Source organism: Herpetosiphon gulosus (genome assembly GCF_039545135.1).
In the GTDB taxonomy this organism is placed as follows: domain Bacteria; phylum Chloroflexota; class Chloroflexia; order Chloroflexales; family Herpetosiphonaceae; genus Herpetosiphon; species Herpetosiphon gulosus.
Genome location: NZ_BAABRU010000003.1, coordinates 20,349 through 37,307 on the forward strand (window position 1 = coordinate 20,349; position 16,959 = coordinate 37,307).

7 protein-coding genes are annotated in these 16,959 nt (G+C 50.9%); 6 read left to right on the plus strand and 1 reads right to left on the minus strand.

Going from position 1 to position 16,959, the window contains the following annotated elements; translation table 11 throughout:
* The first annotated feature begins 200 nt into the window (after positions 1-200).
* From ABEB26_RS04070 to ABEB26_RS04080, 3 genes are all read left to right on the plus strand, one after another.
* Entirely contained in the window at positions 201-1,952 is a 1,752-nt protein-coding gene (locus ABEB26_RS04070; RefSeq protein ID WP_345720679.1) for a hypothetical protein, read from the plus strand.
* Complete coding sequence (locus tag ABEB26_RS04075; protein WP_345720680.1) at positions 1,953-2,969, plus strand: SMP-30/gluconolactonase/LRE family protein; 1,017 nt, start codon at positions 1,953-1,955, stop codon at positions 2,967-2,969.
* 173 nt (positions 2,970-3,142) lie between these two features.
* The gene (locus ABEB26_RS04080) at positions 3,143-4,003 is read left to right on the plus strand and encodes a hypothetical protein (protein ID WP_345720681.1); all 861 of its coding nucleotides are present in this window, start codon (positions 3,143-3,145) and stop codon (positions 4,001-4,003) included.
* Between the two features lie 42 nt (positions 4,004-4,045).
* On the opposite strand, the gene ABEB26_RS04085 is transcribed toward ABEB26_RS04080, so the two are convergent.
* Positions 4,046-4,789 (minus strand): glycerophosphodiester phosphodiesterase, encoded by a 744-nt coding sequence (locus tag ABEB26_RS04085; RefSeq protein ID WP_012189201.1) that lies wholly within the window; start codon positions 4,787-4,789, stop codon positions 4,046-4,048.
* Positions 4,790-5,235: 446 nt separating this feature from the next.
* Here ABEB26_RS04085 and ABEB26_RS04090 point away from each other — a divergent pair, with 446 nt between their 5' ends.
* From ABEB26_RS04090 to ABEB26_RS04100, 3 genes are all read left to right on the plus strand, one after another.
* Positions 5,236-6,201, plus strand: coding sequence for a trypsin-like serine peptidase (locus tag ABEB26_RS04090; RefSeq protein ID WP_345720682.1), 966 nt, complete (start codon positions 5,236-5,238; stop codon positions 6,199-6,201).
* Between the two features lie 1,108 nt (positions 6,202-7,309).
* Positions 7,310-7,876, plus strand: a complete 567-nt coding sequence (locus ABEB26_RS04095; RefSeq protein ID WP_345720683.1) for a hypothetical protein — start codon at positions 7,310-7,312, stop codon at positions 7,874-7,876.
* Between the two features lie 24 nt (positions 7,877-7,900).
* Positions 7,901-16,954 carry an SdrD B-like domain-containing protein gene (locus tag ABEB26_RS04100; protein WP_345720684.1) on the plus strand — a complete coding sequence of 3,018 codons (9,054 nt, stop codon included), beginning with the start codon at positions 7,901-7,903 and terminating at the stop codon, positions 16,952-16,954.
* Positions 16,955-16,959 lie beyond the last annotated feature (5 nt).

Consider the following 16,959-nt stretch of genomic DNA (forward strand, 5'->3'; position numbering starts at 1 on the left):
CTACCCTTGCAAGGAGGGGTTGAGGGCATGAAAATCGATGATTTGGCGATCGTATAGGTTTTCCTAAACTCACAATTTCGCTCAGCAAAACCGCCAAGATCTTTTATAATTAAATCACGCTCTTGCTTCATTATTGCCGTTTATTCTGCCCGATCAAATTCATTATGTTCAGTAATCTCGGTGGATGTGAAGGAGTTTCTATGCAACGGAGCGCTCTCTATCGATTGTTGTTATTAATGATGCTTAGCGCTTGTGGCTCCAGCCCAGCCCAGCATCCAACTACCGCCAGCGTTGCTGCTGAAACTCCGGCGATTCTTGCCGCCGAAATTACGCCCGAAGCTCAAACGTACCCCTTATTGGCCGCCTATCAACAAGCAATCAACCAGGCTTTAACCGCCACACCACCAGTTTTGACCTTGGGCAGCCTCGATTCGCAACAAGCCATGGCCCAGATTGTGGCGCTCAACGAACCAAAATTACAAGGCCAATTCGTTGATCAAACGGGAACGCCATTTCGTAACGAGGTGTTTGGGGTTGTGCCAGTCCGCGAAAGCGATATCATCGAAGCAACTGCTGCCTGCTTGCAAGTCAGTTGCTATCGCGTCGAGGTCTATAATTTTGCATTGAATTTGACCCTCGCGATCACCGTTGATATTTCCAATCAAAAAGTGATTGTGGTCGAACGGCTTGCCAACAGCCAACCCGATATTCCCGAGCACCTAACCGCAGTGGCCCGCGAGATTGCCAGCAACGCCGCCGAAGTTGAGCAAGCCCTCGGCTACAAACCAACATCGGATCAAGCGGTGATGGCCAATACCAAAACATCGTTGAATGCGACCCGCTGCGAACGCTCAATCCATTTGTGTGTTGCCCCAACCTTTGTTGCAAGCGAACGCGCACTCTGGGCAATCGTCGATTTGACCGACACCCGCTTGGTTGGGGTGCGCTGGACGAATGTTGGGGCAACTGGCCCTGCCGTGACTGAAAAGGGCATGCAAAACGAGGCCGTGCTCAAATATTGCGACCACACCACCCGCCTAGAGCGTGATGGCTGGGCCTTTGACTATATGCTGACTTCATCCGATGGGCTGCGGATTTCCGATGTGAGTTATCAAGGCAAGCGCTTATTCAAAAGCGCCAAATTGGTCGATTGGCATGTTAACTATAGCGAACGTGATGGCTTTGGCTATAGCGATGCCGTCGGTTGCCCCTATTTTTCGCAGGCGGCAGTGATTGCGGTCGAACCGCCGATGATCGGCGAGATTCGCGAGAATGATCAGGTGGTTGGCTTTCAACTGGTGCAGGAATTTTGGTCGGAGCTGTGGCCTGAGCCATGTAATTATTATTATGAACAGGCTTTTTATTTCTATTTTGATGGGCGGTTTCGGCCAGCAATTGCCAGCGTTGGCCGTGGCTGTGGCGATGATGGCACTTATCGGCCTGTTACGCGCATCAGTTTGGCCGAGACTGGCACAATCAGCGCCTGGGATGGCACACAATGGCAAGCGTGGGAAACTGAGCAATGGCAAGGAGCCGACACCCGTAAAATCAACCCTGATGGCGCGGAATATCGCCTCGATTTAACCAATGGCGAGAGTTACACAATTGCAACCGGTCGTGGCCAATTCGATGATGGCGGACGGGGCGACCAAGCGTATGTCTATGCAACGCTTGATCATCCTGAGCGCGACGAAGGCGAAAGCGATATGGTAACAATTGGGCCATGCTGCAATACTGATGCCAACCAAGGCCCAGAACAATTTATCGATAACCCGCCCGAAAGCATTAACAACCAACACATTGTCTTGTGGTATGTGGCCCAACTCAAAAACGATGATACGCCCGGCAGTCAATATTGCTGGGCTGAATCGGTGTTGCGGCGCGGCGTGTACATACCCGAAGAATATCCATGTTGGTCGGGGCCGCTCTTTCAGCCAGCGCGAGGCCAATAAATGAGTCGTCGTAAAAAACGCCCTCAATCCACCCAACCAGCGGCCAAAGCCAGCCCTAAATCAACCAAATCGAGCAACCGCCGCTCGTTATTAGCCTTGGGCAGTGTGCTGGCGGTGCTCAGTGTTTTAGGTTTAGGTTTGTGGTGGATTAATCGTAGTTCGGCGACTGCCAGCAATTTTCCAGTTGGCGAAGTAACCTCATGCAAGCAGATTCCGCCCTTTGCTCAAGCCCAAGGCTTCGGGGTCAATGCCGTTTTGGATACTCAGGCGCGGCGAGTGCGTGGCATGGTGATGTACGATCTGACCAGCGATGGGCAAGAGGCCAGCCAACCAGCGCCATATCAACACCTTTCTTGGTCAAAAGCAGGCTACTTGAGTTCGCCAATTTTGGATCGCGATGGCGCGATTTACGTTGGCGCAGTGCCATGGGTCAGCATTTTGTATAATCCCCCAACAGCAGCCAACAAAGTCTATCGGATCGATCCACGCACTGCCGAATTGAGCGAATTGCTCGATTTGCCAGCGGCTGCACCTGCTAATAATACTAACCCGTATGGTATTCTGGCGCTCAATTACGATTGCAACACCCATAGTTTGTATGTTTCATCGGTGCTTGGCTCGACCAAAGATCAACAATTTGGGCGGATTTTCCGGGTCGATTTAGCCAGGAATAAAGCCAGTATCGTGCTTGATGGCGTTGATAGCTTTGGCATTGGAGTGTATAACGGCAACACAGGCAAGCGCTTATATTATGCCTTGGCCCGTCAGCCCCAAATCTACTCAATTGCCCTTGATAACCAAGGCAACCCATCTGGCCAGCCGCGCCAAGAGATTGATTTTAGTGGTCAAGGTTATCATGGCGATGAGCGCGGACGACGGATTAGCTTTGGTGATGCGACCATGCAAGTGCGGATTGTCCAATTCGATTACACCCTAACTGCGGTTACCAACCCAAATGAAACAACCTTGAGCTACCGTTACAACCCACAAACTGATAGCTGGCAAGCTGAGCCATAACCAAGTAGCCTATACGACCGTAGTTCGCAGGTCGTGATTAGCAAACCCAAAATCCCATAACCGAATCCGCCTAAAGTACCGTTTAAAGCCATGCAGAAAAGCCCAAAATATAGTGTAGTGTGTGGAGCAATATTCGCGTGCAGCTAGCACCTATTCTGCGGCGGAGGCATCGCATGCATACCATTATTTTGACTGGTGATAGTGAAGCCAGCATTCACTGTCTGAAAACCATCAGCAGCAGCTATACAGTAAAACCTCTCAGCCCAACCACTGGTGCTGTGCATATTGGTGAATATCGATTGACAACCACCACCAGCATTCGTTTGCTGGCGGTTCCTAAAGATTTATACGAGGAATTAGGCAGCGGCTTGATGGAACGCGCCATCGCCACCATTACTTTTGTCGATGGCTGCCAGCCCTCGGTGGATAGCGGTTATTTTGTCAACGAGCTTGAAGAACAGGCTTTTCGCTTGGGCAAGCCCTTGATTGTGGCGGCAACCCGTGGCAATGCCCCCAATGCCTTGAGCAGTGAAGCCTTGCGCGAAGCCTTGGGCACATCAAGCTATGCCACCGTAGCGAGCTGTGAACTACAACAAATTAGTACCTTGTATCGGCTAATTGGTCAGGCGATTAAACTAGCTCCATCGACTGCCCAGCGCCATGCCCAACTGCAACAAGTGCTCAATCAATTGGTCAATGTGTCGCACTATCGGCTGCGCGGCATCGCCTTAGCAACTCACGAAGGCCTAACCTGTGCCCTAAGTTTTACCAAATCGAGCACTCATCAACGAATCAGCGGCTTATCCAAGGCCTTGTTGGATGTCTATCGTCAAATGGGCTATGCATGTGAATTGGGTTGGGCCAGTGCCTTGATTCTGCATGCCGATGAAGGTACGCTGATTGTCGAAACCCTTGGCGAATATCTCGTCACAATGTTGTGTGATGATGATTTAGGCGATATTGATGCCTTACGACGTGATCTGAGTGCAGCATTAATTCCCCAAGCCGCCGAGCCACAACTTCACGCCGCCTAAAAAACGACAGGCTACCAAGCAATTTGGTAGCCTGTCAAGCATTTAATCAGCCATAAATTGGCGTGGACGGTCGGGATAGTCAGCGCCAACCGCATCAACCCCCAAGCTCAAAATATGTTGATAATCTTGCTCGGGGCCGCCCCACGGGCTAACGAACAAATCGGCAGCATGGCAGGCTTCAACTTCCTCGCGGGTTAGCATCGCCCAGTATGGCATCACTAAATCAGCATTCACCAATTTGGCCATGGCAGGAGCATCGGGCACGCGCGAGGCATAAATCACCCCAGTTGCTACATCAGGAGCAATTGCTTTGAGTTGACCCAACACCACATGATCAAACGAAATCGCCATGACTTGATCGCGCACATTCAATTCATCGAGCAAACGTACCAAAGCTACTTCAATATCAGGGTAGAAAATCGGGCCATTTTTTAATTCAATCACCACCTTGGTACGATCTTTGGCCCATTGCAAAACCTCGCGCAAAGTTGGCACGCGGCAATCGCTGAACGATGGATCAAACCATGAGCCAGCATCAAGCGCCTGAATTTCGGCAGCGGTATGGTGACAAACTAAGCCTGAGCCGTTGGTAGTGCGATTGAGAGTTGGATCATGGATCACCATCAACTCACCATCTTTGCTCAAATTAACATCTAACTCCACGGCATCGGCGCGTAAAGCCAAGCCACGTTGAAAAGCAGCCATGGTATTTTCAGGAGCATAGCCTGCTGCTCCGCGATGCCCAATTACAAATGGCCCTTTGCGTGCGCCAAACGGCTGTAACACAGCGACCTCCTTCACAAAAGCTTTTGGTTAGTGCCATTGTGCAACGCCTCTGCGGGGCTGTCAATCAAGCCTCAGTTTTGGGGATCGGGTGTTGGGGGTCGGGGATCGGGAATGTAGAAAATCTATTACTGGTCTATAAAGCAACAAATTGGGTACAGATAAAACAATGATAATCTCCAAAACAAATATTAGGGGATGAAAACCCCTTGCGTTTCCCTCCGGCGGAGGGACGCAAGGGTGGCGAATCGATTATTAAGAATTGAGAATTGGGAGAGTAGCAACCACAAATGAAGAGAAGATCTAGGCTATTATCGCCATATAACCATATTAAAATCTTTAACTTGCAATTAAAAAGTTTTAATATATACTTATGCACATCCACACATCAAACGGCACACCACTTCCAACAATTTCTCATCAACCCAACCTAACTAGGAGGATCAGCAATGCATCTATCTGTTCGGCGGTACGCACGGGTCGCGGTGGTTTTGAGCGTTTTAGGCTTGAGCTTGGCCCAAGGCGATGTGACCTTGGCCAAGAAAGAAGTCGAAGTTACGGTTGACCCACATACTATCGTGGCCAGTGATGGGAAGCCTGTAGACGTTATTACTGATGGCATTGTTTATGATCAATTTGGGGCGTATATCGCTGGAAACGCAGGAACTGGTGTTTTAGCCGAAGATGATCGGGCCGAGGCAGTTGACCCCAACGCTTTGCCTGCAACCCAAAGTGGCAACCAAGAAGGCTTAAATTCGGTTATTGGTGCTGATAATCGGGTACGAATCACCGCAACGACCTCAGACCCCTATCGCCGGATTGGCCAAATTACCTTTAGCAGCGGCGGCGGCAACTATATTTGTACTGGTTGGTTGATCAGCGCTAACACCGTGGCAACTGCTGGCCACTGTCTTTGGAGCAACAACGCTTGGGTTACCAACGTTAAGTTCTACCCAGGCCGCAATGGCACATCCAACCCCTATGGCGGCTGTAATGCCACCAAACTCTTTACAGTTTCACAATGGCAAACCAGCGGTAGCCCAAACTACGACTATGGTGCATTCAAAATCAATTGTAGCGTTGGCAACCAAACTGGCTGGTTCGGCTTACGCGCCCCCAGCAGCACAGGTTTAGTTGGCCAAGTAACCAACATTGCTGGCTACCCAGGCGATAAAGCTTCAGGCACGATGTGGTTCCACGCCGATACCGTGCGCAGCTACACCAGCCTACGCCTCTCGTATGCCAACGACACCTATGGCGGCCAAAGTGGCTCACCAATTTGGAACAGCAGTGGCAGTTGCACCAACTGTTCGATTGGCGTGCACACCAACGGCGGCACTAGCACCAACTCTGGTACACGGATCACCTCAACCGTTTTGAGCAATTTCAACACCTGGATCAATACCGCGCCATAAGCTAATTTTCAAGCAAAGCTAGATAACTTACATCTGAACAAGGGTTTCCCAAATTTAGATAGATTTGGAAGCAACAGTAGGGAATTCTTCGTATAGGTGGGTGCTGACACATCCATCTATACGAAGAATTCCCTACTGTTTTAGCCATAAATCCCTGATGCGTTATAAACTCCACATGGGTTCGATATAAAGTATAATTATGCTGATTATATGGTGATCTTAAGCTGTTTACCCGTGGCGATAACAGAGAGGTATTATGATTATTTGGCGGGGCTGGGGCTGGCTGGTTGGAATCCTGATACTGGCAATGCCAGCACTTGTACAGTTAGCTGTTGATAAGCTTATAGGTTCTGGAATCTACAAACTATATTCTCGTCCGCTATTCGCCGGAGCGTTAATTATTGTCGCGATTATCGTGTGGTTTCTTGGCCGATATCTTAATCAGCGCGATAGTCCAATGGCTCGATCAAATTTCCAAACTGCACACTCGTTTATGTTGCTACGGATGGAATATTGGGCAATCCTGCTTGGGTGCGGGGCAGTGGCGATGGTAGTCCTCTAGCTAGTGTTAATGATTTATCCACCAACTTGCATCAATTTGGTTGTCTCGCTCCAACCATTCATACCATATAGAGAAGATTTAGCGCTGACTTGAACAAGTAAATCAATCCGCTCCTACTCCTCGTTTTCCAGAATGGTTGTTCCCAATCAAGCATATAAGATCTTGATAGGTTTAACGAGCAACCTTAATCAGGATGCACTGTAATTCCCAAACATTTCAACAAAGCCCGCTAGCAACTTAGCGGTTTGTTAAAACTATGCAAATCAGAGCAACAAGCATTAATCTAGGGCGTTTTTAGTTAAATCCTACCCCCGTTGGGCATCACTCCCCTCTACGATTGACCGCTAGGCAGTAGCCCATTTAGCCTAGGTAGTATTCAATCCTTCGTAAGCTTCGACCTAGGGTTATTGGCTTACCAAAAGATCGCCCCTCCCACGGTCAAACAAGCGAATTGTCCTTATTCAATGTCTCGTTGCTTGGGTCATGCCGATTTCACGATTCGCGATCAGTGGAACAGGCCAGCCCTTTGATGTGGGAGTAGCTTGTATGACGTTGTTCATTCGAAGCCTAGTAATTCTGCTGATCGCTCTTGTGGCTCTACCAACCCAACCTTCGCATGCTGCGGATGTTGGGCCATTGGCATTAACCCCAACCGAGCCACCAACCCCAACTAATACACCTTTGCCAACCAATACGCCTGAACCGGCAACCACTGTACCTACTAGGGTTGTGTTGCCGACACATACCCCCACCAATACTCCCGAACCAACCAGTATTGCTCAACCAACGGGTGTAGTGCCAACCCAAGAACCAACCCTTGAGCCAACTGCCACGCCAATTATCTCAGTGCCAGGGATCACAGCAACCCCTGAGCAAAGCATTCCTAGCCCAACTCCCAGCCCATCGCCAACATCTGAACAACCAAGTGCAACACCAATACCCAGCGCAACTGCTATGCCGCAGCCAACTGCCAAGCCAGCAGCGCCACCAGCAGGCAACCAACCGCCATTACCACGCACCAGCAGCGCAGATACCGCCGCCTTGTGGTTTATTGGCTTATTGGGTTTATTAGTCGCTCTGATCGGTTTTGGCATTCAACGACGCGCCGCTTAGTGTTAACCAACGAGGTTTAAACCTATGAAGCAAGCATCCTCTCGTTATTCATTCAGCACACTAGTTGTGTGTTGCACCTTATTGGTAGCATTCGCAATCACTTTGTTGCCGAGCGCTGGCTCAGTTGCCTATGCAGCTGCCACGATCAGCGGACGCGCCTATCGAGACTACAACGCCAATGGCGTGATCGATAGTTTAGAGCCAGGCATTAGCGGCGTAACCATCACGCTCTACAATGCCAGCAACACCGTCGTTGGCACAACAACGACCAACGCAACTGGTAATTACTCGTTGACCGACAGTGATCCAATCTATACTGGCCCATATCGGGTTGAGTTTAGTGATGCTCCCGTAACGGTCAAATCTGGCCCGATGGGCAGCAATTCAGGCTCAACCGTGTTGTTTGTTGCCGGTAGCACTGCTTCAGCCAATATGGGCTTTAACAACCCAGCCAATTATTGCCAAGATAACCCAACCTTGGTAACTAACTGTTTTAGCATGGGTCGCCAAGATCAAGCTCCCTCATCAACCTTTCACTCGATTGTCAGTTTCCCCTACACCGCTGGTAACACGGGCAATAGCCCAGCTCCAGGGGTTGACAGCCCAGCCCCAACCGATTTAGCCTTCGGGGCTGAAACTGGCCCAACCTTTGGTTTGGCTTGGCAACGCTCATCACGCAGCTTGTTTGCCAGCGCCGTCATGAAACGCCACGTTGGTTTTGGGCCAAGCGGCACAGGCGCAATTTACCGCATTACCCCAAGTCCTCGCACGGTCAGTTTGTTTCTGGATTTGAATGCCGTGTTTGGGGCTGGCACTACCGGGGCCGATCCACACCCCAACGGCACTGATCTGGTCCACGATTCAGCCGCGTGGGACCCTGTTGGCAAAATTGCCCTCGGCGATATGGATATTTCCGAGGATCAAACCACCCTTTGGACGATCAACTTAGCTGATCGTCAATTATATGAAATTCCAATTGGCCTAAACCCAACCGCCCCCAGCGCCGCTGCGATCAGCCGTTTTGCCGTGCCCGACCCAACCGATTGTGCCGCAAACGATCATCGGCCTTATGCCGTGGCCGTCAACGAAGGCCTCGTTTACATTGGGATGGTTTGTTCGGCCCAATCAACCGCTAGTGCCGCTAATTTGCGGGCTTATGTCTATCAATTTAATCCAAGCACCGATAGCTTTACCCAAGTTTTGAACTTCCCATTGAACCATACCCGTGGTTGTGCGGTTGTGCCTGGTTGTGCTAGCGCCAACTGGAACCCATGGCGCACCAACTTCACCGTCACCAATACCAACTTTGGCGGCGAGTATATCCAACCACAACCAATGTTGACCGACATCGAATTTGATAACGGCAACATGATTTTGGGTCTCCGTGACCGTTTCAGCGACCAAATGGGCTATCGCCAAAACGATACAACTGCGGGCAGCACTACCCTCTACATTGGCGACTCAGCTGGCGATATTTTGCGAGCTTGTAGCAATGGCAGTGGCTGGACGCTCGAAAGCAATGGGACTTGTGGTAGCATCAGCACCGCTGGCGCTGGCACCAACGAAGGCCCAGGCGGCGGCGAATATTACTTCCGCGACAACTACCCAGAACATGCCGAAGTCTCGCTCGGTGGCTTGTTGCAAATTCCAGGCAAGCCTGATATTGTCCAAACGATTTACGACCCAATCTTCGATTCAGCCCAATATTTCGATGGCGGAATTTTGTGGCTCAACAACAGCACTGGTAATCGGACTCGGGCTTACCGCATTTACGATAGTAATGCCCAACCTAACACGCTGGCCAAAGCTGGTGGTTTAGGCGACCTCGAAGCCTTGTGCGATGCTGCTCCAATCGAAATTGGTAATCGGATTTGGAACGATAGCGATAGTGATGGGATTCAGGATGCTGACGAAGCTGCGCTACCCAACGTAGCTGTGCGCTTATATGCGCCTGATGGCACAACTGTATTAGGTAGTGCCACAACTGATGCCAATGGTAACTATCGTTTCTCATCATTGGCTGGCACGAGCACAGCAAGCACCATTTTCAACATCGCTGGCTTACAACCAAACCAAACTGGCTATTCAATTCGGGTTGCTTCAGTTCAAGCAGCGCTGACTAACAAGGTTTTGACGGCTGCGAATGCCAATAGTGGCACGAATAGCGATGTTCGCGACTCCGATGCATCGATCACTGGCGCTGATGCAATTATTACGTTCAACACTGGAGTTGCTGGTGATAACAACCATAGCTATGATATCGGTTTTACCACCTATAGCCTAGGCAACCGCGTTTGGTACGATACCAACAATAACGGCACATTCGATGGTAGCGAACAAGGCATTAGCGGTGTCAGCGTCAGCCTCTTTGCTGATAGCGATGCTAACGGGATTCCCGATAGCGGCACAGCCTTGAGCACTCAAACGACCAGTGCTGCTGGCTGCTATCGCTTCGATGGCTTAGCTCCCGAAAGCTACGTCGTGCAGATTAACCCCAGCAACTTTACGCTTGGTAATGCACTTGATGGTTATCGTAGCAGTACGGTTACGTCCGGTAGTGCCAATAATGATATCGATAATGATGATAATGGGATTGAAGGCCCAATCCTCGCAACCGATGGGGTTTTGAGCCAGGTGATTACGCTTGGCGGCAATGAACCAACCAATGAAACCGATTTGTGTAGCACCGATCCAGCGGAACCAGCCACAGGCACCAATCTCTCGGTTGATTTTGGTTTCTTCAAGCTGAGCGTTGGTAATCGCATTTGGGAAGATGTTAATAATAACGGTTTATTGGACGTTGGCGAATCGGGCATCGATGGAGTAAATGTTGGCCTCTACAATGCAGCAAACAACTTGATTGCAAGTACCAGCACGACTGGCGGTGGTAACTATAGTTTTGCTGGCTTATTGCCTGGCGATTATTACATCGAGGTCACACCACCAGCCAACTATATTTCGAGCACTGGCACGTCTGGTAGTGCAACTGGCATCTATGAGCCAGCGCCTGATCCCGACAACAATATTAATAATGATGATAATGGCTCAGCCAGCGGCGCAATCGTCAGCACTGCCCAACTAACATTAACTCCAGGCAATGCTGGGGTGCTTGGTGCGACGATTGTCAACAATGCCAATGGTTCAACCGACGATACCACCTTGGATGTTGGTTTGTTCCAACCATTGGCGGTCGGTAACTACGTCTGGAACGATGCCAACAATAACGGTACGTTCGATGGTGGCGAAACTGGCATCAGCGGCGTAGCAGTCACGCTCTATCGCGCTGGCTCAAGCACCATCCTTGGCACAATCACTACCAACGCCTCAGGCTACTATCACTTTGCCCTGCTTGGCGCTGGCGATTATGAAATTGAACTTGATGCTAGCAACTTCTCCGGTGCAGGCGCGTTGGTTGGCTATACCAGCAGCACTGGTACAGCAGGCAGCCCAACCGGAGCCTACGAAGCAGCACCCGATCCCGATAACAATGTTGATAGCGATGATAACGGCTCGATTGTTGGCACGCTGGGCACAACGGGCGTAATCAAGAGCGCCGCAATCAGCCTTGCTGCCGCAGCCGAACCAACGGGTGAAACCAATGGTAGCGGCGATGCGACCGTGGATGCTAACAGCAACTTGACGGTTGACTTCGGAGTGTATCAACCACTCAGCCTTGGCAACCGCATTTGGAACGATGCCAATAACGATGGTTTGCGCAATAACGGCGAAACTGGCATTGCCAACGTCACCGTCGAACTCTACATGGATCGCAATAGCAGCGGCGCAATTGATGCCGCCGATGCGCCAACGATCACCAGCGTGCAAACCAATGCTAGCGGCTACTACTTGTTCGGCAATTTGTTAGCTGGTGATTATTGTGTCGCCATTCCAAGCAGCAACTTCACGGGCGCAGGGGTCTTGGTTGGTTTCAGCAGCAGCACGGGCGCAGCCGCCGCAACTGGAGCCTTCGAACCAGGCCTCGATCCCGATAGCGACAACGCCGACGATAACGACAATGGCTCAGTCGTTGGCGCACTCGGAACGACGGGCAGCGTTCAAAGCGCATGTTTCAGCCTCGCCGCAGGCGCAGAGCCAACAGGCGAAGCCGACAGCAATGGCACCGGCGGCGCAAGCGATGCCAACAGCAACTTAACGGTTGATTTTGGCTTCTATCAATTGCCCAGCCTTGGTAATTTGATTTGGCGCGATACCAACAACGATGGATTGTTCAACAATGGCGAAACCAGCATCGCTGGAGTAAACGTTGATTTGTATGCTGATGATGGTGACGGCAGCTTCGATACTGGCGATAGCTTCATCCGCCAAACCACCACTGATGCAAGCGGAATCTATAGCTTCGCCAATCTCTTACCAGGTGAATACTTGGCCGTGCTGCCTGCTGGCAATTTCACCACGGGCAACGTGCTTGAAAATCATGTTAGTTCAACGGGTGGCGGCAGCGAGCCTGCTAGCGATCCCGATAACAACATCAACAATGATGATAATGGCACAACTATCGGTACACTCGGCACAACTGGCGTTATCGCAAGCCAAGCAATTACATTAAACGCTGGCAGCGAGCCAACCAACGACGGCGACACCGACCCAAATACCAACTTAAGCCTTGATTTAGGGGTCTTCCCATTAGGCAGCATTGGGAACTTGGTCTGGTACGACACCAACAATAACGGCATCTTCGATAACGCTGAGCAAGGGCTGAGCAATATCACCGTAACATTAGCAACCCCAGGTGCTGATAACTTGCCATGTACGACTGATGATCTGGTGATCGGCAGCCAAACCACGCCAGCCTCAGGTGCTTACAACTTTGCAGGCTTGATGCCGGGCAATTATGTCATCTCATTCAGTGGTTTACCCGCTGGCTATGTCTTCACCCAACCAAACGTTGGTGGCGACGACACAATCGATAGCGATGCAAACGCTACAGGCTGTGCTGGAATCATCGCCTTGGGTGTTGGCGAAAACGACGATTCAGTCGATGCAGGCGCATATCAACCATTAGCGGTTGGTAACTACGTTTGGAACGATGCCAACAACAACGGTATCTTCAATGCTGGCGAAACTGGCATGAGTGGCGTAACCGTCAACTTGTACCGCGAAGGTTCAAGCACGATTCTGGCGACCACCACCACCAATGCCACAGGCTACTATCATTTTGCAGTGCTTAGCGCAGGCAACTATGTGATTGAGCTTGATGCCAGCAACTTCTCTGGCGCAGGCGCGTTGGTCGGCTATACCAGCAGCACTGGTACGGCAGGTAGCTCAACTGGAGCTTACGAAGTTGCTCCCGATCCCGATAACAATACTGATAACGACGACAACGGCACAATTGTCGGCACGCTGGGGACGACGGGCGTAATTCAAACCGCCAGCCTAACCTTGGCCGACAACAGCGAACCAACGGGCGAAACCAACGGCAGTGGCGATACCACCCCCGATAGTTTCAGCAACTTAACGGTTGACTTTGGGGTCTTCCAACCATTGAGCCTTGGCAACCGGATTTGGAACGATGCCAATAACGATGGCTTGCGCAATAACGGCGAAACTGGCATTGCCAATGTGACAGTCGATCTGTATATGGATCGCGATAACAGCGGCGCAATTGATGCCGCCGATGCGCCAACGATCACCAGCGTGCAAACCAATGCTAGCGGCTACTACTTGTTCAACAATTTACTTGCTGGTGATTACTGTGTGGCCATCCCAAGCAGCAACTTCACAGGTGCTGGGGTCTTGGTTGGCTTCAGCAGTAGCACTGGTGCAGCCGCCGCAAGTGGAGCCTTTGAGCCTGGTCTCGATCCCGATAGCGACAACAGCGACGATAACGACAACGGCTCGGTTGTTGGCGCACTTGGCACAACGGGTAGCGTCCAAAGCACCTGTTTCAGCCTCGCCGCAGGCGCAGAGCCAACTAGTGAAGCTGATAGCAATGGCACTGGCGGTTCGATCGATGCCAACAGCAACTTGACAGTTGACTTCGGTTTCTATCAATTACTCAGCCTTGGCGATTTGGTCTGGGATGATACCAACAACGATGGCTTGGTCTCAGGTGGCGAAACAGGCATTGCTGGCGTAACTGTGGCCTTGTACGCTGATGATGGCGACGGCAGCTTCGATGCTGGCGATAGCTTCATCCGCCAAACCACGACAATCGCAGGCGGCTTGTACAATTTCGATCAGCTCTTACCAGGCAACTATATTGTGGTCTTGCCAGCGGGCAACTTTACGACTGGCAATATCTTGCAAGGTTGGGCTAGCTCAACGGGTGGCAGCAGCGAACCAGCCAGCGATCCCGACAACGACATCAACAATGATGATAATGGCACGACGATTGGCACACTGGGCACAACTGGGGTCATCGCCAGCAACGCGATCAGTTTGAATGCTGGCAGCGAGCCAACCAACGATGGCGATACCGACCCAAATACCAATCGTTCGCTCGACTTTGGGGTCTTTACCTTGGGCGGCTTGGGCAATTATGTCTGGTTCGATACCAATGGCAACGGCATTCAAGATGGCACGGAAAATGGCGTTGGCGGCGTAACTGTAACCCTCTACACGCCTGGCCCCGATAACCAACCATGTACCGCCGATGATGTAGTGATCGGCAGCCAAATCACCAGTGGCACAGGCAACTATAGCTTTGGCGATTTACAACCAGGCAGCTATTTGGTCAAGTTCAGCGACTTGCCAGCAGGCCATGTCTTTACCCAACCAAACCTTGGTGGCAACCCTGCAAACGACAGTGATGCCAACCAAATCACTGGTTGTAGTGGCTTGGTCACGATCAATGTTGGCACATATAACGACACGATCGATGCTGGGATTTATCAATTGGCTGGCTTAGGCAACTATGTCTGGCATGATCTTGATGTTGATGGGATTCAAGATGGCGGCGAACAGGGCATTGCCAATGTCAGCGTGCGCTTGTACATCGACAACAACACCGATGGCACACCTGATGGCGCAGCAATTAGCAGCACCTTCACTGGAGCTATGGGCGATTACTTCTTTGGTCAATTGCCGCCAAACTCCTACTTGGTTGAATTTGTCGCTCCTAGCGGCTACTTCTTCACCCAACAAGGCGCAGGCAGCGACCCAACAGTTGATAGTGACGCTGACACAACCACTGGTCAAGCAGCAACGGTCACGCTTGCCAGCGGCGATTCTAATCCAAATATTGATGCAGGGTTGTATCAATTGGCTAGCTTAGGCGACACCATTTGGTACGATACCAACATCAACGGCATCCAAGATAGCGGCGAAACTGGCGTGAATGGCTTGACGGTCAACTTGCTTGATAGCAGTAATGTGGTAATCGACACGACTACCACGATCAATGGCAACTATCAATTCACTGACTTGATGCCAGGCATCGGCTATTATGTCGAGTTCACCAAGCCTGCCAACTACAACTTCAGCCAAGCTAATGTTGGTGCAAACGATACAATCGATAGCGATGCTAACCCAGTCAACGGCTTGAGCACACTAATTACCTTGGCTTCGGCTGAGAACAACCCAACCATCGACGCAGGCATCTATGAATTAGCCAGTGTTGGCAACTTGGTTTGGGAAGATCAAGATGGCGACGGCATCCAAGATGGTACTGAGCCAGGCGTTAGCGGCGTGATCGTGCGCATCTACGACAATAGCAACGCCTTGGTCGATACCCAAACGACTGATCCAACTGGAGTTTACAGCTTCACCAGCTTGATTCCAGCAAGCTACACGATCGAATTCCAACAACCAGTTGGCATGGAATTTACTCTACCAAATGTTGGCGGCGACGATACAGTTGATAGCGATGTAAACCCCAATACGGGAATCACTCCCGCGATCGACTTGGCCACTGGCGAAAACGACATGAGTTGGGATGCTGGAGTTTACACACCAGTCAGCTTCGGCGACCTCGTTTGGAATGACATCAACAATAATGGCATCGTTGATGGCAGTGAAGCTGGAATTGAAAATGTGGCGGTTGATATCTATCGCGATACCAATGCCAATAATCAACCAGACACTGGCGAAATGGTTGCAAATACCCTCACCGATGCCAACGGCAACTATTTGTTTACTGGTGCACTGCCTGGCGACTACATCATGGTTCTGCCAAGTAGCAACTTTGCCACAGGCGCGGTGCTCGAAAATTACGTCAGCAGCACTGGCAACTTTGGCGCTCAACCAACACCATTCGAGCCAGCCAGCGATCCCGACAATGATATTAACGATGATGATAACGGGATTACCTTCGCAGGCGGAGTCAAGAGCCTAGCCGTCACAGTTTTGGCCAATAACGAACCAACCAACGATGGTGATAGCAGCGCCAACAGCAACTTGAGCATCGACTTTGGGGTATTTATGCCAGCCAGCCTTGGTAGTATCGTTTGGTACGATACCGATGCTGATGGTCAATATACACCAGGCGATAGCGGCGTTCCAGGCGTGATTGTGACCCTCTACGACATCAATGGTACGGCGATCATCAGCACGACCACCGATGCCAACGGCGGCTACCAATTCACTAACTTGCCTCCAGGCAGCTATCTGGTTGGCTTCGACAACTTGCCTCCAGGCTTCGTCTTTACCCACGATGATATGGGCAATGATGCCAGCGATAGCGATGTTGACCCCAACACTGGCTTGAGCGAGATCATTGTCTTGGTTCCAGGCGCTAACAATGGCACAATTTACGCTGGGGTAACCACACCCAACGCGATCGAGTTGGCTGATTTCAGTGCAATTCGTGAAGCAGGAAATGTGGTTGTTCAATGGACAACCGTCAGCGAATCGAAGACCTTAGGCTTCCACCTGTATCGTAGCAGCGATGGCAATCGCGCCAATGCAGTGCGCGTCACCAGCAGCATGATCGCTGCTCAAGGCCGTAGCGGTGGCGCAAGCTATCGCTGGATCGATACCAACGTCGATGCTAGTAGCAACTACAGCTATTGGTTGGTGGAAACCGAACTCGATGGCACAACCAACGAGTATGGCCCAGCCAGCACCAATGGCACCCAAGCCAATAGTTATCGCATCTTCGCACCAATGACCACTCGGTAATCGCG

Bases quoted from the DNA above. Each gene is read 5' to 3' on its own strand.
- ABEB26_RS04070 (WP_345720679.1), top strand. From the start codon at position 201: ATGCAACGGAGCGCTCTCTATCGATTGTTGTTATTAATGATGCTTAGC.
- ABEB26_RS04075 (WP_345720680.1), top strand. From the start codon at position 1,953: ATGAGTCGTCGTAAAAAACGCCCTCAATCCACCCAACCAGCGGCCAAA.
- ABEB26_RS04080 (WP_345720681.1), top strand. From the start codon at position 3,143: ATGCATACCATTATTTTGACTGGTGATAGTGAAGCCAGCATTCACTGT.
- ABEB26_RS04090 (WP_345720682.1), top strand. From the start codon at position 5,236: ATGCATCTATCTGTTCGGCGGTACGCACGGGTCGCGGTGGTTTTGAGC.
- ABEB26_RS04095 (WP_345720683.1), top strand. From the start codon at position 7,310: ATGACGTTGTTCATTCGAAGCCTAGTAATTCTGCTGATCGCTCTTGTG.
- ABEB26_RS04100 (WP_345720684.1), top strand. From the start codon at position 7,901: ATGAAGCAAGCATCCTCTCGTTATTCATTCAGCACACTAGTTGTGTGT.